15 protein-coding genes are annotated in these 16,568 nt (G+C 65.7%); 9 read left to right on the top strand and 6 right to left on the bottom strand.

The window, feature by feature from the left end; genetic code table 11:
• Positions 1 to 273: 273 nt before the first annotated feature.
• The 3 genes from AWB76_RS19525 to AWB76_RS19510 form a co-directional block, all read right to left on the bottom strand.
• A complete protein-coding gene (locus tag AWB76_RS19525) occupies positions 274 to 573 on the bottom strand; it encodes a hypothetical protein (protein ID WP_061161788.1) in 300 nt (99 codons plus the stop codon).
• A 340-nt stretch (positions 574 to 913) separates the two neighbouring features.
• Complete coding sequence (locus AWB76_RS19515) at positions 914 to 1,372, bottom strand: DUF4399 domain-containing protein (RefSeq protein WP_244173406.1); 459 nt, start codon at positions 1,370 to 1,372, stop codon at positions 914 to 916.
• A 27-nt stretch (positions 1,373 to 1,399) separates the two neighbouring features.
• Positions 1,400 to 1,837 carry a DUF4399 domain-containing protein gene (locus AWB76_RS19510; RefSeq protein WP_061161786.1) on the bottom strand — a complete coding sequence of 146 codons (438 nt, stop codon included), beginning with the start codon at positions 1,835 to 1,837 and terminating at the stop codon, positions 1,400 to 1,402.
• 326 nt (positions 1,838 to 2,163) lie between these two features.
• Here AWB76_RS19510 and AWB76_RS19505 point away from each other — a divergent pair, with 326 nt between their 5' ends.
• Positions 2,164 to 4,104 carry an SUMF1/EgtB/PvdO family nonheme iron enzyme gene (locus tag AWB76_RS19505; protein ID WP_061161785.1) on the top strand — a complete coding sequence of 647 codons (1,941 nt, stop codon included), beginning with the start codon at positions 2,164 to 2,166 and terminating at the stop codon, positions 4,102 to 4,104.
• Between the two features lie 3 nt (positions 4,105 to 4,107).
• On the opposite strand, the gene AWB76_RS19500 is transcribed toward AWB76_RS19505, so the two are convergent.
• Entirely contained in the window at positions 4,108 to 5,967 is a 1,860-nt protein-coding gene (locus AWB76_RS19500; RefSeq protein WP_244173405.1) for a DUF3857 domain-containing transglutaminase family protein, read from the bottom strand.
• A gap of 203 nt (positions 5,968 to 6,170) precedes the next feature.
• On the opposite strand from AWB76_RS19500, the gene AWB76_RS19495 reads away from it, so the two are divergent.
• From AWB76_RS19495 to AWB76_RS19485, 3 genes are read left to right on the top strand one after another with little or no spacing between them, the layout of a single operon-like run.
• Positions 6,171 to 7,325 (top strand): HPP family protein, encoded by a 1,155-nt coding sequence (locus tag AWB76_RS19495; RefSeq protein WP_061161932.1) that lies wholly within the window; start codon positions 6,171 to 6,173, stop codon positions 7,323 to 7,325.
• A 26-nt stretch (positions 7,326 to 7,351) separates the two neighbouring features.
• Entirely contained in the window at positions 7,352 to 7,762 is a 411-nt protein-coding gene (locus AWB76_RS19490) for a MarR family winged helix-turn-helix transcriptional regulator (protein ID WP_061161783.1), read from the top strand.
• Positions 7,763 to 7,781: 19 nt separating this feature from the next.
• Entirely contained in the window at positions 7,782 to 9,566 is a 1,785-nt protein-coding gene (locus AWB76_RS19485) for a chloride channel protein (RefSeq protein ID WP_061161782.1), read from the top strand.
• Here AWB76_RS19485 and AWB76_RS19480 read toward each other — a convergent pair.
• Positions 9,523 to 10,791 (bottom strand): glycosyltransferase family 9 protein, encoded by a 1,269-nt coding sequence (locus AWB76_RS19480; RefSeq protein ID WP_063936364.1) that lies wholly within the window; start codon positions 10,789 to 10,791, stop codon positions 9,523 to 9,525. The two genes, AWB76_RS19485 and AWB76_RS19480, sit on opposite strands and share 44 nt — an antisense overlap.
• A gap of 630 nt (positions 10,792 to 11,421) precedes the next feature.
• Here AWB76_RS19480 and AWB76_RS19475 point away from each other — a divergent pair.
• The 5 genes from AWB76_RS19475 (at position 11,422) to acuI (ending at position 14,688) form a co-directional block, all read left to right on the top strand.
• The gene (locus tag AWB76_RS19475) at positions 11,422 to 12,339 is read left to right on the top strand and encodes an aldo/keto reductase (RefSeq protein WP_061161780.1); all 918 of its coding nucleotides are present in this window, start codon (positions 11,422 to 11,424) and stop codon (positions 12,337 to 12,339) included.
• 9 nt (positions 12,340 to 12,348) lie between these two features.
• A complete protein-coding gene (locus tag AWB76_RS19470) occupies positions 12,349 to 12,771 on the top strand; it encodes a DUF1810 domain-containing protein (RefSeq protein ID WP_061161779.1) in 423 nt (140 codons plus the stop codon).
• Positions 12,772 to 12,826: 55 nt separating this feature from the next.
• Positions 12,827 to 13,042 (top strand): hypervirulence associated TUDOR domain-containing protein, encoded by a 216-nt coding sequence (locus AWB76_RS19465; protein ID WP_061161778.1) that lies wholly within the window; start codon positions 12,827 to 12,829, stop codon positions 13,040 to 13,042.
• A gap of 148 nt (positions 13,043 to 13,190) precedes the next feature.
• Positions 13,191 to 13,628, top strand: a complete 438-nt coding sequence (locus AWB76_RS19460) for a PRC-barrel domain containing protein (RefSeq protein WP_061161777.1) — start codon at positions 13,191 to 13,193, stop codon at positions 13,626 to 13,628.
• A gap of 64 nt (positions 13,629 to 13,692) precedes the next feature.
• On the top strand, positions 13,693 to 14,688 hold the full coding sequence (gene acuI, locus AWB76_RS19455; protein WP_061161931.1) for an acrylyl-CoA reductase (NADPH): 996 nt from the start codon (positions 13,693 to 13,695) through the stop codon (positions 14,686 to 14,688).
• Between the two features lie 7 nt (positions 14,689 to 14,695).
• Here acuI and AWB76_RS19450 read toward each other — a convergent pair whose 3' ends face one another.
• Positions 14,696 to 16,381: a methyl-accepting chemotaxis protein gene (locus AWB76_RS19450; RefSeq protein WP_061161776.1), complete on the bottom strand. Its 1,686-nt coding sequence runs from the start codon at positions 16,379 to 16,381 to the stop codon at positions 14,696 to 14,698.
• Positions 16,382 to 16,568 lie beyond the last annotated feature (187 nt).

The raw sequence follows: 16,568 nt of genomic DNA, 5'->3' as shown, positions 1-16,568 counted from the left end.
CGGCGCCGGCCGTCCGGTCATTCAAGTAAATCACACGGCGCGCCGGGACTCCATACGGGTTAAGTCACGGGTTCGATCACGTTGCGCGCGCGTGCTCTGTGGCACGTCGCGCGTGTCGTGACGCGGTACGGCGACGGATGCGACCCGCGCCCGAACCGCTACGCCCGATGCTGCGGGCGGTGTTACAGCGAAGCTCCCCGTGCCCCGCTTTTGCTGCTGACTGCTTGGAGCTCGACTCATCGAGATCCGGTTCATTCCTTGCGATGATTCGCGTCACGCGAGATTGCCCGCCGTGCCGAAGTTCACATTGGCGATGTTCTTCGCGTTCTGCGTCGGCGTGACGGTCGACTGCGACTTCAGCGCATCGGCGAACGCGATGTTGCTGCCGTTCTGATTGAACGTGGTCTGCGTCTGATTGATGATCTGCTGCGGATTGAACGGCATCGAAAGCGTCGCGCCGTTCATCGAAATGTAGCCGGGGAACAGGACCGCATAGCCGCCGCGCACAGCGGACATCGCGCGCTTGTCGAGGTCTTCGGTGACGGGAAGGTCCTTGATGATCAGCGTCTTCATTTCCGCTCTCCTTGGGTGCGCGTCGCGCATTCGGTGGTGGCTTCGAGCAACTTGTCTGCTCGCCACCCTTCAATGCACAGGCTGTGCCAATGGCGTCGTGCATCGGCCGGATTTCGCCGCATGCTTTGCTGCGTAAGGCTTTTGCGGAATCGTGCGGCATCGGCTTTCTCATCGTCATGATGCTGTCGTCCCAACACATCGGATCGTCACTGTCGGTCTGTCGGCGACACTCGCGCGAATCGCAGGGACGAACGTTTCCCTCCGCGATGCACGCGCGGACTTCAATTCGATAAAAGAAACCGGGAAAGGCGCCGCTCAAGTTCTCATGCAGCGCCCGGGCTCACTTGACGTAGATCGTGATCTTTCTGGAATAGACGGGCGGGTTATGCGGTATGTGCTTGTCATCGCCCATCAGAAGCTGAAGCGTGTGCTTGCCCGGCGGCAACTCGATCATCGCTTCGGTTTCGCCGGCGCCGTAGTGCAGATGATTGCGATCCGATGGAATCTCCTGATCCATCGGCGGCAAGTCCACATCGATCAGCAAATGATGATGCCCCGTGTTCGGAAACTTCACGCCGCGTGGCGCGACGCCCATGAAGCGCAGGCCGAACCAGACCTTGAACGGCTTGCCTGCGGGCAAGGTCTGGCCGTCGTTCGGATAGCCGATGTACGCATAGGCATTGGCGGGCGCGGGCGTCGTCCCGGCGAAGGCGCAAGGCGCGGCGAACGCCGTCGCCAGCGCGGCGGCGACGAGGAGCGAACGCGACAGCGCGAGCGCATCAGCGGATCGTTTTTTCATGTCATGTGCCCTCGGCAAGTGCACAGCTCATTTCACCGTGATCGTGATCTTCTTCGAATACACCGGCGGGTCGTGCGGAATATGGTTGTAGTCGCCCATCAGCAACTGCAAGGTGTGCTTGCCCGGCGGCAGTTCGAGGCGTGCATCGGTTTCGCCCGCGCCGTAGTGCAGATGATTGCGATCGGACGGTATCTCCTGATCGAGCGGCGGCAGGTCCGTATCGACCAGCAGATGGTGATGCCCCACGTTGGGCAGATCGACGCCCTTCGGACAGATGCCCATGTTGCGCAGGCCCATGCGCACCCAGAGCTTGCCGCCCGAAATCACGGCGCCGTCCGGCGGCCAGATGATGTACGCCTCGGCGTTCGGCGGCGCGGGCGTGCGGGCACGCGCGGCGGAGAACGACGAATCGGCGGCCAGTGCGGCCAGGGAAGCCAGCGCGCCAAGCACGGTTCTTCTCAGCATGTTATGCACGCCTCTCTCGTTGAAAGGCCTCGTGGATGGGCCAGGGAATCGATCCTTGCACGCGCGAACGCTCGTGCTCGGAGCGTGATGCAGCTTCTGTGGTTTTTAGATTAGGACGTAACGTTTAAAAAAGATACGTACACGCGAGGGTCCTCCAGCCCTCATCACGGATACCTCCTTTCAGGGGATTAAGCGCTACCGTGACTGCGTGCTATCGTTGTTGGTGCTGGACACAGCGGGCGCGGACCTCGCCCAAAAGCCCCGGCATCGTGCACGAATGAACACGCGATGCCCTCCACTCAAAGCCGGACGGACAGGGTGTGAATATGTGGCGAACTCTTCTCATCGCGGGCGTGGTTCTGACGATCGGTCTGGCCAATGCATCGGCGAGCGCGGCATCGGTCGATGCGCCGCCCTCTACTTCCAGCGCGACATCGATCGCACACGCGCCCGGACATTTCGCTCTCGTGATCGGCAATGCAGACTATATCGATCATCCGCTCGCGAGCGCGGCGCACGATGCCGCCGACATGAGCGCCGCGCTCGGCTCGCTCGGCTTCGACGTCACGCGCCGCACGAATCTCGATGAAGCCGCGCTGCGGCAAGCGCTCGATGCATTCGTCGCGCGCCTCGGTCCCCACGATACCGCGCTCGTCTACTTCGCCGGCCACGGATTGCAGGTGGGCGGCGACGCGTTGCTCATGCCGCTCGACGCGCGCGCGCAACGGCCCGCGACGCTCGTGCGCGACACGGTTTCGGCGCGCGAGATCGTCGGGCGCATGACGCGCGGGCGGCCGGACGCGGCGAACATCGTCGTGCTGGACATGTGCCTGAACGAACCCTTCGAGAAAACGGGCGCGCGCACCTGGATGCTGCCGCCGCGCACGCTCGTCGCGTATGCGGCCGCGCCGGGCGATGCCGCCATCGAGAGCGGGCGCAACGGACGCTATACCGAAGCGTTGCTGCGCGCGCTGGGCACGCGCGCGCCGGTCACATCGGCGACGTTCGCCGCCGCCGCATCCGATGTCGCGCAGGCATCGCGCGGCGCGCAACGGCCCTGGCTCGCGTCGACACTCGATGCGGGCATTCGGCTCGCGGATGCATCGGCGGTTCGGGCGGACGCAAACGCCATCGACCCTGCCGATTCCGCCAACGCAACCCGCACGCGCGGCATTCTGCCGAAGGACAGCAACGAGCAGTACGAACTGACCTTCTGGGAATCGATCAAGGACAGCAACTATCCGAGCGATTACGAAGCGTATCTGAAGGCGTATCCAAACGGCCGATTCGCGGCGCTCGCCAAGGCGCGCATCGAACGTCTGCACGCGGCCGGCGCTGCGAAGCCCGCGGCATCGGCGCCGCCTGCCGCAACAGCCACGCCCGCCGCGCCCGCGCCGAAGCCCGCACCGTCCGCGCCGGCGACCGCCGCCGCGCCGGAAAAGCCGCGTGCGAGCACGCCGCCGCCCGCGCCGGTTGCCGTCGCGCCCGCCGCGCCGCCCGCCGCCGCCATCACCACCAAGCCCGCCGCCAAGACCGCGAGCGGCAACGAGATCAAGGATTGCCCCGCGTGCCCCGCGCTGATTCCGCTCGCGGCCGGCAGCTTCACGATGGGCAGCAACAACGACGATCCCGCCGAGAAGCCGCCGCATCGCGTGTCGGTGGGGCGTGCGTTCGCCATCGGCAAATACGAAGTCACCGTCGAGCAATGGAACGCCTGCGCCGATGCGGGCGCGTGCACGCGCATCGCGCCCGAAGGCGAGTCCGCGCCGCCGCCCGGCAACGCGCCGATGCGCAACGTGAGCTGGGACGACGCGCAGGTCTATGTCAAATGGCTGAGCAAGGTGGGCGGCAAGGCGTATCGTCTGCCGACGGAAGCCGAATGGGAATATGCCGCGCGCGGCGGCACGCAATCGACGTACTGGTGGGGCGATCAGATGAAAAAAGGCACCGCCGACTGCAAGGACTGCGGCGATCCGTACAAGCCCGATGCGCCAACGCCCGTCGGCTCGTTCGCGGCGAATCCCTATGGCCTCTACGACATGAACGGCAGCGTCTGGGAATGGGTCGCCGACTGCTGGCATAGCTCGTACAAGAACGCGCCCGTCGATGGCCGCGCCTGGGACGATCCCTCGTGCAGCGTGCGCGTGATTCGCGGCGGCTCGTGGCGCGAAGGCGAGGGCTACATGCAGTCGGCGACGCGCTTCAAATACAGCTCGAGCGTGCGGCAGTCACAGAACGGCTTTCGCGTCGCGCGGGACATGGAGTGAGCGTCAGCCGCCCGCCGGTTTCACGATGACCTGCGCCTGCGTATCGCGCTCGATCTGCTTGAGCGCGGGAAGCGCCGTCTGAAAATCGCCGGGCGTGCAGACCTGTTTGCCGAAGCGCGCGTCGAGCTTGCGCGATATCTGAATCACGTTCGTCGACGGATCGAAGAGATAGCGCGAGCGGTAGCGAAAGAAGCCGTTCGTCAGGTCGAGATCGTCGGGCACTTCGGTCACGCGCATCGTTTTCGGGAAGGCGATGTGCGAGACTTCATCGAACGTTCCGCCGATGCACAGATACGGCTGCGTCCGCGTGCGCTCGGCGAGCCAGTTGCGCGTGGTCGTCGCGATGCCGCCCGACAGGCTCGACAGCGCAGGCAGCGCCGTCGTGCCCGTCGGCCACACGATGTCGTCGAGCGTGCCGCGCAACGTCGTCGCGAACGGGCCGCCGGTTGCATCGACATCGCTCGTCGTCAGTGCGCCCGCGCCGCGCAGGTTCGTGAAGCGCAGCCGGTCCGCCGCGATCTGGTCGCGCCGCTGCGCATTCGCGAGCCGCAGATTGATCCGCTCGATTTCCGCGCTCCATCCGGCGTCCTCGACCCAGTAAGCGAAGCTCGCCTCGCCCTGGTCCGCGACCTCGATCTGCAAACGCGCCGTGCGCGCGAGCGGCTGCGTCGCGGGCGTGCGGGCGAGCGCGCCGGTGTTCACGAGCAGCGCGGGCCGGTCCATGTCGGCGAGCGGCAGAAAGCCGAACTCGACGCTCGCCGCCGTGCTGTCCGCATACACGTTCAGGTCCGGCAGCCACGTGACGATGTGGTTGATCGCGCCCGATCCGTAGCCCGGCACCGCCGGCAGCGTATAGACGGAACCGAGGCCGATCAGCGCGGGCTCGTTGCGAATGCCGACGGCATCGAGCAGCGCGCCGTACAGCGCGACGTGATCCTTGCAATCGCCGTAGCGATTCGCGAGCACGTCCGTCACGCGATGCGGCACGGCGGGGCTCTGCCCGATGAACATCGCGACGTAGCGGATGTCGTGACGCACCCAGTCGTAGAGCGTTTTGGCTTTCGCGCGGTCGTCGGCGTCGTTTTGTGTGAGCGATAGCGCCAGCGCGCGGATCGCGGGATCGGTCGTGCCCGGATCGGCGGCGGCTTCCCGATAACTCTTCGCGAAGCTCGCGTAATCGGGAAAAGTCGTGACCATCAGGCGGTCGCCGTACTGCGCATAGCCCACCGAACCGCTTTCGATGCGCGCGAAGCGATCGTGCCGGTACGTGAACGCGTAGCGCGTGCGCCCGTTTTCCGTGACGGGCGGCTCGGCGGCATAACCGCGCGCATCGGCGTAGAGCGGTTTGTCGGCGGGAAGATCGAAGACGAGCGTCTGTTGCAGGACGGGCCGCTGACCCGGATCGACGTAATAGTTGAACTGCCCTGGAATGACGGCCGCCGCCTGGCTCTTGCGAAAGCGCAGATGCACCGTCGAGCCGATGCCCACCGCCGGAAAAATCACCGCGCGCAGTTTCGCGTCCTGAAACGTCGGCGCGCCGGCCGAGCGCGGCTCCTGAATGTCGCGAATCTGATCGGGCGAGACGTCGTGACGCGCGCCGTTCGCATCGACGGAATATGCCTCGACGATATCCACCTTCGACACGCTCTTGTCGTACCAGACGTAGCGCTGCGCGATGTCGTCGATGCCCGCCGACGTGTTCGCGCGCAACTCGGTGGTGTCGTCTTCGGCCAGCGAGCCGTCGCTCGCGACGACGAACTCGTGCGTATCGCTGACGATGGTCGACGGATCGTCGTCCGCCGCCGTGGCCGCGCCCGGCCATGCGCAAACGCACGCCATCAGAAGAATGAAGCGACGAGCCATGTCGGGATATCCGCGCCGCGCGATGGAAAGCTCATCGTACAGGAGGACGTCCCGCGCGCGGCGAATCGCAGCGAATCGCGGCGCGCGACAATTTGTATCATATTGCGATATAATTTTGCTTCTGTCGCACGCTTGCGTTCGCGCCCTTCGATCCGGCCAGCCAGTGTGACCTTCCATTGACTTTTCCCGGAACGCTGAAAAACGTGTCGCGTATCGCATTGCTTCGCTGGCTGCAAGGCTTTCTCCCCGCTCCCGTCGCGCTGCGCTGGACCGAACGCCTGCGCGCCGGTCTCGGTGCGCTCATCGGCATTGCGCTGACGGGCGGCATCGCGCATCTGCTGATCGGCGATGCATCGGCGATTCCGCTTCTCATCGCGCCGATGGGCGCCTCCGCCGTGCTGCTCTTCGCCGTGCCCGCGAGTCCGCTCGCGCAGCCGTGGTCGATCATCGGCGGGAATATCGTGTCGGCTGCGGTCGGCGTCACTTGCGCGCTGCTCGTGCACGATCCCATCGACGCCGCCGCGCTCGCTGTCTGTCTCGCCATCTGCGCGATGTTCGCGTTGCGCTGCGTGCATCCGCCTTCGGGCGCGGTCGCGTTGACGGCGGTGCTCGGCGGGCCGCCGGTGCACGCGCTCGGCTACGGCTTCGTGATCGCGCCGGTGGCGATCCAATCGGCGGCGCTGCTGGCATCAGCGATCGTGTTCCATGCGCTGACCGGACACCGTTATCCGCACGGTCATGCCGCGCCGAAGCCCGCGACCGCGCCGCCCGATGCCGCCGCGTTCACGCGCGCCGATCTTCAGGCCGTGCTGGCGCGACGCAGCGAAATGCTCGACGTCGATCCGGACGATCTCGAAGCGCTTCTGCGCGAGACGCAATTGCAGGCTTATGCGCGGCGTTTCACGGAGTTCACGTGCGCGGACATCATGTCGCGCGCGATCGTCTCGGTGACGCCCGACACGAGCGCGCAGGCCGCGCTCGCGCTCATCGACCGGCATCGCGTGAAGGCGCTGCCGGTGATCGACGCGACGCGCCGCGTGTGCGGCATCGTCACGCGCGCGGACCTGGCGCCGGTGCGGCGCGGCGGCATCGCGCAAAGCGTGAAGCAGGCGATCGAGCGGCTGATGCGCGGCCCGTCGACGACACCGCGGCGCGTTGCCTCGCTGATGACGACCGATGTCTGCACGGTGACGACGAACACCGCCATCGCCGAGCTGGTGCCGATGTTCGCCCACTTCGGGCATCACCACATTCCGGTGGTCGGCGCGCACGATCAGCTTGCGGGCATGATCACCGAAACCGATCTGATCTCCGGCCTTTATTGGCAATCGCTCTCGGGCGAGCGCAAGACCGCCTGATCCACTCGCCCAGACTGAGGAATCCGATGAACCCACCGCGCACCCTCGCCAAACCGGACTTCGAACAGTTGTCCGAGTTCCGCTATCAGATGCGGCGCTTCGAGCGCTTTTCCGAGCGCGCCGCGCAGGACGAAGGCATCACGCCGCTGCAGTACTTGCTGCTGCTGCACATCAAGGGCTATCCGGGCCGCGACTGGGCGACGGTCGGCGAACTCGCCGAGCGGCTGCAATCGCATCATCACGGCGTCGTGGCGCTGGTCACGCGCTGCGAGGCGGCCGGGCTCGTGCGCCGCGCGCCGAGTATCGAGGATCGTCGTCAGGTGCGCGTGCATCTCGAAGCGCGCGGCGAAGAAGTGCTCGCGCGTCTCGCCGCGCTGCATCGCGCGGAAATCAAGTCGCTCGAAGGCGCGTTCCGCGTGCCGCAAATCGATCTCTGACACTCCTGGAGCATCCGTCATGGACCAACACAAACGCGACTTTTCGGTCAACGACCGGTTGCTCAAGATCTGCGGGCTCGCGGCCGTCATCGGCGGGATCGCCACGCTCGCGGCCGTCGTGCTTCTCGGGCTCATTCATCTCTTCACGAACCTGTTCTTCTTCGGCACGTTTTCCATCGAGGACACTTCGCCTGCGCGCAACACGCTCGGGCCGTGGGTCGTCGCGATTCCTGTGATCGGCGGGCTGATCGTCGGCCTGATGGCGCGCTTCGGCTCCGACAAGATTCGCGGCCACGGCATTCCTGAAGCGATCGAGGCGATTCTCTTCGGCAAGAGCCGCATGTCGCCCAAGGTCGCGATCCTGAAGCCGCTGTCGTCGGGCATCGTGATCGGCAGCGGCGGGCCGTTCGGCGCGGAAGGCCCGATCATCATGACGGGCGGCGCGCTCGGCTCGCTGATCGCGCAATGCATCGACGTGACCGCCGCCGAGCGCAAGACGCTGCTCGTGGCGGGCGCGGCGGCGGGCATGACGGCCGTGTTCGGCACGCCGGTCGCAGCCGTCCTGCTCGCGGTCGAATTGCTGCTGTTCGAATGGCGGCCGCGCAGCTTCCTGCCGGTCGCGCTCGCGTGCGCGGTCGCGGGTTTCGCGCGCGCGGCGGTGTTCGGCACGGGCGCGCTCTTTGCGCTCGAAACCCAGCCGCCGCAGATGATTTCGCTGCTGTCGTGCCTCGTGGCGGGGCTGTTGTCGGGCGCGCTGGCGTCCGGGCTATCGGCGGCGCTCTACAAGCTCGAAGACCTGTTCCACACGCTGCCGATCCACTGGATGTGGTGGCCGGCGCTCGGCGCGGTGGTCGTCGGCATCGGCGGGTATATCGAGCCGCGTGCGCTCGGCGTCGGCTATGACGTGATCGGCGATCTGCTGCATCAGCACATCGCGATTCAGGTGGCGCTGTCGATTCTCGCGGTGAAGGCGATCATCTGGGTCGTCGCGCTTGCTTCGGGCACGTCGGGCGGCGTGCTCGCGCCGCTCCTGATGCTGGGCGCTGGTCTGGGCACCGCGCTCGGCGCAGTCCTGCCCGGCCACGACGCCGCGCTGTGGCCGCTTGTGTGCATGGCCGCGACGCTCGGCGCGACGCTGGGCGCGCCGCTCACCGCGATCGTCTTCGCCTTCGGCCTCACGCACGATGCCAACGCACTCCTGCCGCTGCTCGCCGCGACGCTCGTCGCGCACGGTTTCGCGACCGTCGTCATGAAGCGCTCGATCATGACGGAGAAGATCGCGCGGCGCGGCTATCACATCTATCGCGAATACGGCGTGGATCCGCTGGAGCGCCATCACGTCGATGAAGTCATGACGCGCGACGTGCTTACGATCGACGCCACCGCGCCGCTCGCCGATGTGCTCGCGCGGCACTTCGGACCGCAACAGGTGCATCGCGCGTATCCGGTTGTGCACGAAGGCGTGCTCGTCGGCATGCTGGACCGGGCATCGCTCGGGACGTTGACAGGCGCATCGCCGATGCATGAGGCGGACGTGAGCATCGGCGATGCCTTGCAGCGCCTGCAGCACGGCGCGCCGGTGTTCGCGGTGCCGGGCGAGCCGTGCCGATCCGCCGCACAGCGGCTCGCCGTGCATGAACTGGAACGGCTGCCGGTCGTGGCGGACCCGCAGTCGATGACACTCGTCGGCATCGTGTCGCGCAGCGATCTCGTGAAGCCCGCGCGCGCGCACTTCGACGAGGAGCATCGGCGCGAACGCTTCAGGGGCTTTCGGCGGACGGCGCCGGTGTTGAAGAAGCACTGAAAGCCGCGAGTGCGGCGGCCATCTCGGCGAGCGGATGCGTCCAGTCGCCGAGTTCCGTCTGCCGATAGAGACGCATCGACGGATACCACGGCGTGAAGCGCTGGCAGTCGAGCCAGCGGCAATCGCAGGCCTGCGACAGCAGCACCCAGACGGGCCGGTTCAGCGCGCCGGCGAGATGCGCCGTGCCCGTGTCGATGGTGATGAGCAGATCGAGCGTTTCGAGCACGCGCGCCGTGTCGCCGAAGGTCGACAGATGCGGCGCGATGTCGATGACGCCGTGGCGATTCATGACCGCGCGCTCGTCCTCGCTGAGTTCACCCACGCGCAGCGAATAGAAGCGGCATGCCTGATCGGCGAGCAAGGATTCGAGCTGCTGGAGCGGTATCGAACGATAAGGCTCGTGCCGCACGCCGCTCGCGCTGCTCCAGATCAGGCCGATTTTCAGGCGCTTCGGTTCGGCGTCCAGCAAGGCGCTCGCTTCATCGGACAAGCGCTTGGCCGGATCGATGGCGATGCGCGCCGACGGATCCTCCGCCGGAAAATACGGCGAGCGCTGGTAGCGCGCGTAGAGACTGAAGCCGAAGGTCACGCGATCGCAGCGCTCGAGTTCGGCCGTGCGCTCTTCTATCACCGCCATGGACAGGCTTACCCGCTCGCTCTGCCGGACGATCTCGTCCCATCCCGGATATCGTTCGATGACCACGCACTTCGCTCCGTCGCGCAGCAATGCGTCGATATAGCGCGAGAACTGCACGAAATCGCCGAAGCCGCCTTCCCCCGGGATGAAAATCCGCAGCCCCGCGACGGACTCGTCCATGCCGAGAAGCTTTTCCGGCACGATGCCTTGCCAGCCGGCCTGGCCGCCGAGAATGAGGTCACGGAAGGCGTCGGCGTACGCGCTGCTGCGGATCGCACGATAGTTTTCGTTCGCCTCGTGGAACTTGCCGAGCACGAACTGAACGATGCACAGCTCTTCCATCACCGCGTACCGGTCAGCCAGCGTGAGCGGCTCATCCCTGAGACCGAGCTTCAGAAACCCTTCGGCTTGCGCGTGCATGCCGAGATAACTCAGATCGATGCCGAGCTGCACCCGCCAGCAGCCGGGAGCCGGCGAATCGGCGAGCTGCGCGGCGAGCGCGCGGGCTTCGGCGGCGCGGCCGGCGACGCGCAGGGTGCGGATGAGATCGAGCGGCGCCATGTCTCGCAAATCGTTGATATCGGCCATGCTGGTAGTTTGTCGTAAGGCTGCAGGCGAGAAGCGGTATGTTAGTAGCCCGACGCAGCGCAAGCGCAAAAAAAAGTAACTTCAGGGTAGACGCGCGGAGCGCTGGATTGAAGAGGGCTTTGTGCGATCGTGGGTTTCGAAATCGGAAATTGTCCTAAACAGTGCTGACCTTTTCTGGCGAGTCATTGAGTGTTAGCGTTGCGGGCCGACTTGAGCGCGGAATCGGTGCTTAATAGCAGTCTTTTACTCCAACCGTTGGAGATAGACCACTAAGACACTCGATAGAGTCGTCTGATTCCAGAGTTCCTCCGTGTGAACGGAGACTTTCAGGGAGTTTCAGCAAAACTGGAACTCCCTTTTCATTTTCTCCCGCAAAGCAGGCGCGTTTCTATTTCGGCTCGATAATCCTTGGCGGAAACGCACAAGCAAGTCTTTCATCGATGTTCAATCAGCGCTGATTTTCGTGGCGATTTTATTCGGGGTTGAATATCCCACTCCAGCATATGGCCTTACTTCGAGCTTCGCCTCTGGCTCATGTGCGCAATAACGCAATGGATTCCGTTGGCTCAAGAAGGATTCCCCCATGTTTCCTATCATTGCAGAATCCTCCCGCTCACATCCATTCTCCCGATGACCACGCGCCGCGCCTTCCTTCAGCTCTCCGCCGCGGCCGCACTTGCCGCGCAAAGCGATCGCATCGCGCACGCCGCCGATTCCGCCTCGCCGCCCATGCATACCCGCCCCATCCCCTCGACGAAAGAGCCCTTGCCCGTCATCGGCTGCGGCACCTGGCGCACCTTCGACGCGGGCGACGATCCCGCCCGCCGCCGCGAGCTCGCCGACGTCCTGCGCGTGCTGTTCGCGGCGGGCGGGTCCGTGATCGATTCATCGCCGATGTACGGCTCGTCCGAAGCCGTCGCCGGTGCGCTGCTCGCGCAATCGCACACGCGCGACAAGGCTTTCATCGCGACGAAAGTCTGGACCGACGGACGCGAGGCCGGCATCGCCCAGATGGAGCAATCGCTGCGCTTGTGGCAAACGGATCGCATCGACCTGATGCAGATTCACAATCTGCTCGACTGGCGCACGCATCTCGCCACGCTGCGCGAGTGGAAAGCCGCCGGAAAAGTGCGCTACATCGGCGTGACGCATTACACGTCGAGCGCGTTCCCGCAGGTCGAGGCGGTGCTGCGCTCGGAACGCATCGACTTCGTGCAGATCAACTACGCCGCCAACGACCGCGACGCCGAAGCGCGCCTTCTGCCGCTCGCCGCCGAGCGCGGCGTCGCGGTGATCGTGAATCAGCCGTTCGGCGGCGGCTCGCTGCTCGCGAGTCTGCGCAACCGCCCGTTGCCGGATGTCGCGCAGGATATCGGCTGCACGTCGTGGGCACAGCTCCTGCTCAAATTCGTGCTGGGCCATCCGGCCGTGACATGCGTGATTCCCGGCACCGGACGGCGCGAATACATGATCGACAACGCGCACGCGGGCATCGGCGCATATCCGGATGCGGCCATGAGAAAGCGCATCGCCGATGCCCTCGCGTAAGGAGCCAACATGAGCGATCCCTACAACCTGCAACGTTTTGTCGATGCACAGGAAAGTGTCATCGACGATGTGCGCGCCGAACTCAGCGCCGGCCACAAGCGCACGCACTGGATGTGGTTCGTCTTTCCGCAGATCGCCGGTCTCGGGCACAGCGCCATGGCGCAGCACTACGCGATTTCATCGCGCGACGGGGCCCGCGCCTATCTCGCGCATCCCGTGCTGGGCGCGCGGCTCGTCGAGCTGACGCGCATCGTCAACGGCATCGAGGGACGCGGCGTCGACCGGATTTTCGGCTATCCGGACGACATGAAATTTCATTCGTCGATGACACTCTTCGCTCAAACCGCCGACGATCCGGACGTCTTCCGCGAAGCGCTGCGCCGCTATTTCGGTGGCCAACCCGACGACGCGACGCTCGATCGTCTGAAATGACGGGCATGGCCGTTGCGCTTCGGGAAACGTCCACGTTTCTCCGGGAGCCGTCGCCATGAGCCAATCCTTCAAGCTGCACGATCACGTCCGCTGGAACACGCCGCAAGGCGAGACGACCGGTCGCATCGTGCGCATCGTCACCGAGCGCACGACGCTCGACGGCCACACGGTCAACGCCTCCCAGGACGATCCGCATTTCGAAGTGGAAAGCGACAAAAGCGGCAAGCGCGCCGTTCACAAAGGCGCCGCGCTCACGCGGTTGTCGCGCTGAACGTTCGCACTATTGCAGTGCGTGCGCTACGCGGCGACACCGTTCCTGCAAAATTCACGATTAACGTTCAAACTTCTACCGCGCTGGAAGCTTGAATCGCGCATTTCCATTGAACCGGTTGACCCCAATCCTTTGAGGAATCGAACCAATGAAATCAAAAATCGTGGCACTGCTCGTTGCATCGTCGGCGCTTGGGCTGACTTCCACGGCATCGTTTGCCCAGGTCGCGGGCACGCAGCCGCTCGGCGTATCGGTCGAAGTCTCGACTGCCATCATCGACGGCTGGAGCATCAAGAAATCCGTGCTCAACAAGCCCGTCGTGAACGATCAGGGGCAGCGCGTCGGCGTGATCAACGACATCATCGTCGCGCCGGACAAGTCCGTGTCGTTCGCGATCATCGCGGCGAACAAGTTCCTCGGCGTGGCGCATCACGATGTCGCGATTCCGATCGATCAACTCGACGTGAAGGACGGCAAGTTCGTGCTCGCGGGCGCGACCAAGGACGCGATCAAGGCGCTGCCCGAGTTCCAGTACAACAAGGTGAAGGCCACGCCGATTCCGCGCGCGCAGTTCGAGCATCATTGATTCGCTGACTGGCAAGCCGGGGCGGCCGCGCGCCGCCTCGCTCGATTTCCCGATGGAGCCGCCGATGTTCAAAGCCCTCATGCTCGACAAACAGGACGACCGCACGGTTGCGTCCATTCAGTCGATCGACGAAGCCCGCCTGACTGCTTCCGCCGATGGCGGCGACGTGCTCGTGCGCGTCGAATTCTCCACGCTCAATTACAAGGACGGGCTCGCGATCACCGGCCAAGCGCCGGTCGTGCGCACCTGGCCGATGGTGCCGGGCATCGATTTCGCGGGCGTCGTCGAAACGAGTTCGCATCCGCAATTCAAGCCGGGCGACAAGGTCGTGATGAACGGCTGGGGCGCCGGCGAAACGCACTGGGGCGGGCTCGCGCAGAAAGCGCGCGTGCCGGGCGACCATCTGATCGCGCTGCCCGCGCAGATCACGACGCGCCAGGCGATGGCCGTCGGCACCGCGGGCTACACCGCGATGCTCTGCGCGCAGGCGCTGGAAAAGCACGGCATCGGACCGAAAGACGGCGACGTCCTCGTGACGGGCGCGAACGGCGGCGTCGGCAGCTTCGCGGTGGCGATTCTGGCGAAGCGCGGCTATCGCGTGATTGCGTCGACCGGCCGGCCCGAGGAAGCCGCGCGGCTGCGCGAGCTGGGCGCGGCGGATATCGTCGAGCGCGCGACGCTCTCCGAGCCGGGCAAGCCGTTGCAGAAAGAGCGCTGGGCGGCGGCGGTCGATTGCGTCGGCAGCCACACGCTCGCGAACGTCTGCGCGAGCCTGCGCTACGGCGGCGCGGTCGCCGCGTGCGGCCTCGCGCAAGGCATGGATTTCCCGGCGACGGTCGCGCCGTTCATCCTGCGCGGCATCGCCCTTCTGGGCGTGGACAGCGTCTACGTGCCGCGCGAGCGGCGCATCGCGGCGTGGCAGGCAATCGCCGATGAAGTGCCGGTCGCGACCATCGAAAGCGTCGCGACGGCCATCCCGCTCGCCGATGCGCCCGAGCTCCCCGCGCGTTTGCTGCGCGGCGAAGTGAAGGGACGCGTGATCGTCGACGTGAACGCCTGAAACGGCGTCAGAAGGTGCTCCAGCCATCGGCGCTGGCGGGCTTCGCAACCGGCGCCTGAGCGATGCGCGCCGCTGGCTTCGCAACCGGCGCGCGCGCGACGCGCGGCGCGGCCTGCGTGAACGTAGCCGGCGCGCCTTCCGTCGTGAAGAACGCGACGGCTTCGTTGAGCCTGCGGCCCTGCTCCTCGAGCGATGTCGCCGCGGCCGCCGCTTCTTCCACGAGCGCGGCGTTCTGTTGCGTGACTTCGTCCATCTGCGTGATCGCGAGATTCACCTGCTCGATGCCGCGTCCCTGTTCCGTCGACGCCGCCGCGATCTCCTGCATGATGTCCGTCACGCGCGCGACGGCCTGGGTCACTTCGGCCATCGTCGTGCCTGCTTCGCCCGCCAGCAGCGAACCGTCGCGCACCTTGGCGGTGGAATCCGCGATCAGTTCCTTGATTTCCTTCGCCGCCGTCGACGAGCGCTGCGCGAGGCTGCGCACTTCGCTCGCGACGACCGCGAAGCCGCGGCCCTGCTCGCCCGCGCGCGCCGCTTCCACCGCCGCGTTGAGCGCGAGAATGTTGGTCTGGAACGCGATGCCCTCGATGATCCCCGTGATCTCCGCGATCTTGTCCGAGCTGTCGCTGATGCCGTTCATCGTGCCGACCACGCGGCCGACGACATCGCTGCCCTTCTTCGCGATATCCGACGCATTCGATGCCAGCGAGCTCGCCTGCTGCGCATTCTCTGCGTTCTGACGCACGGTCGACGTCAGCTCCTCCATGCTCGCCGCCGTTTCCTGCAGCGAAGCGGCCTGCTCTTCGGTGCGCTGGCTCAGATCGGCGTTGCCGGTCGCGAGCTCCTTCGCCGCGCCGCCGACCGCGCCGCTGCTTTCGCGCACGCGGCTCACGACTTCCGTGAGGCGCGCGTTCATCGTCGCGAGCGCGCGCAGCAGATCGCCGGTTTCGTCCTTCGTATTTGCGACGATGCGGCTCGTCAGATCGCCGCGCGCCACCGTCTGCGCGATGCCCACCGCCTCGCCGATCGGCGTCGTGATCGAACGCGTGACCATCACGCCGCCAATCACCGCGAAGAGCGCCGCCGCCGCGCACAGCGCGATCAGCACGTTGCGCTGCGTCTCGTAGCTCGCCTGATCGGCGCGCACGATTGCGTCGCGGCGCGTCGCGGTGTAGGTCGCGTAGTCGTCGGTGGCCTTGACGAGTTGCGCGAGCAGCGGACGGCACTGTTCATCGAGCGCCTGCACCGCCTCCTCGTGCTTGCCCGCGAGCGCCAGCCCGACGATGTTCGTCGCGACCGGCCCGTACAGCGCCTCCACGCGCATCATCTCGGCGGCGAGGTTTTTCGCCTTCTCGCTCGTGTCGGTCGCGGCGGCGAGCATGTCGTTGAGTCGCTTCAGACGCGCCTGCACGTCTTCGTGCGCGCGCGTGACATCGGCTTTTTCGAGTTCAATGTCCTGAGGCTTCGTGACGAGCACGAGATTGCGCGCGGCGATCGCGCGGCGGTCGACGGCGGTGCGGATCTGACTGGCCACATCGGCCCGCGCGTTAATACCGTTCACGTAGTTCGCGAAGCCGTCCGTCGCGGCGGACAGCGCATGCAGCGACATGCCCGCCACCAGCACGACCAGCAGCGCCAGAATGCCGAAGCCTGTGATCAACCGGTTCTTGATCGTGATGTTTTTGAGATTCATTTTTTGGGTTCTCTCAGGGTCCGTTCGGGGGACATACGGCGCCATCCGATCGCTTCGCGCGGCATACTTCACCGCGCGCGCTAACGTTTGATCGCACTGTGTGCGCGGCGCTCTTCCTGCAGATTACGGCCCGCCGTGTTTCGTCTGAAGGGCGCACGACGCAAATAGTCTGAGTTTTGTCTATCTC

The sequence above is a fragment of the Caballeronia temeraria genome, from assembly GCF_001544795.2.
GTDB classification, from domain to species: domain Bacteria; phylum Pseudomonadota; class Gammaproteobacteria; order Burkholderiales; family Burkholderiaceae; genus Caballeronia; species Caballeronia temeraria.
This window is presented reverse-complemented; position numbering and strand designations above follow the sequence as displayed.

Excerpts from the sequence above, each read along its gene's own strand:
- AWB76_RS19525 (WP_061161788.1), bottom strand. The coding sequence starts at position 573 with ATGAAGACGCTGATCATCAAGGACCTTCCCGTCACCGAAGACCTCGAC.
- AWB76_RS19515 (WP_244173406.1), bottom strand. The coding sequence starts at position 1,372 with ATGAAAAAACGATCCGCTGATGCGCTCGCGCTGTCGCGTTCGCTCCTC.
- AWB76_RS19510 (WP_061161786.1), bottom strand. The coding sequence starts at position 1,837 with ATGCTGAGAAGAACCGTGCTTGGCGCGCTGGCTTCCCTGGCCGCACTG.
- AWB76_RS19505 (WP_061161785.1), top strand. The coding sequence starts at position 2,164 with ATGTGGCGAACTCTTCTCATCGCGGGCGTGGTTCTGACGATCGGTCTG.
- AWB76_RS19500 (WP_244173405.1), bottom strand. The coding sequence starts at position 5,967 with ATGGCTCGTCGCTTCATTCTTCTGATGGCGTGCGTTTGCGCATGGCCG.
- AWB76_RS19490 (WP_061161783.1), top strand. The coding sequence starts at position 7,352 with ATGAACCCACCGCGCACCCTCGCCAAACCGGACTTCGAACAGTTGTCC.
- AWB76_RS19485 (WP_061161782.1), top strand. The coding sequence starts at position 7,782 with ATGGACCAACACAAACGCGACTTTTCGGTCAACGACCGGTTGCTCAAG.
- AWB76_RS19480 (WP_063936364.1), bottom strand. The coding sequence starts at position 10,791 with ATGGCCGATATCAACGATTTGCGAGACATGGCGCCGCTCGATCTCATC.
- AWB76_RS19475 (WP_061161780.1), top strand. The coding sequence starts at position 11,422 with ATGACCACGCGCCGCGCCTTCCTTCAGCTCTCCGCCGCGGCCGCACTT.
- AWB76_RS19470 (WP_061161779.1), top strand. The coding sequence starts at position 12,349 with ATGAGCGATCCCTACAACCTGCAACGTTTTGTCGATGCACAGGAAAGT.
- AWB76_RS19465 (WP_061161778.1), top strand. The coding sequence starts at position 12,827 with ATGAGCCAATCCTTCAAGCTGCACGATCACGTCCGCTGGAACACGCCG.
- AWB76_RS19460 (WP_061161777.1), top strand. The coding sequence starts at position 13,191 with ATGAAATCAAAAATCGTGGCACTGCTCGTTGCATCGTCGGCGCTTGGG.
- acuI (WP_061161931.1), top strand. The coding sequence starts at position 13,693 with ATGTTCAAAGCCCTCATGCTCGACAAACAGGACGACCGCACGGTTGCG.
- AWB76_RS19450 (WP_061161776.1), bottom strand. The coding sequence starts at position 16,381 with ATGAATCTCAAAAACATCACGATCAAGAACCGGTTGATCACAGGCTTC.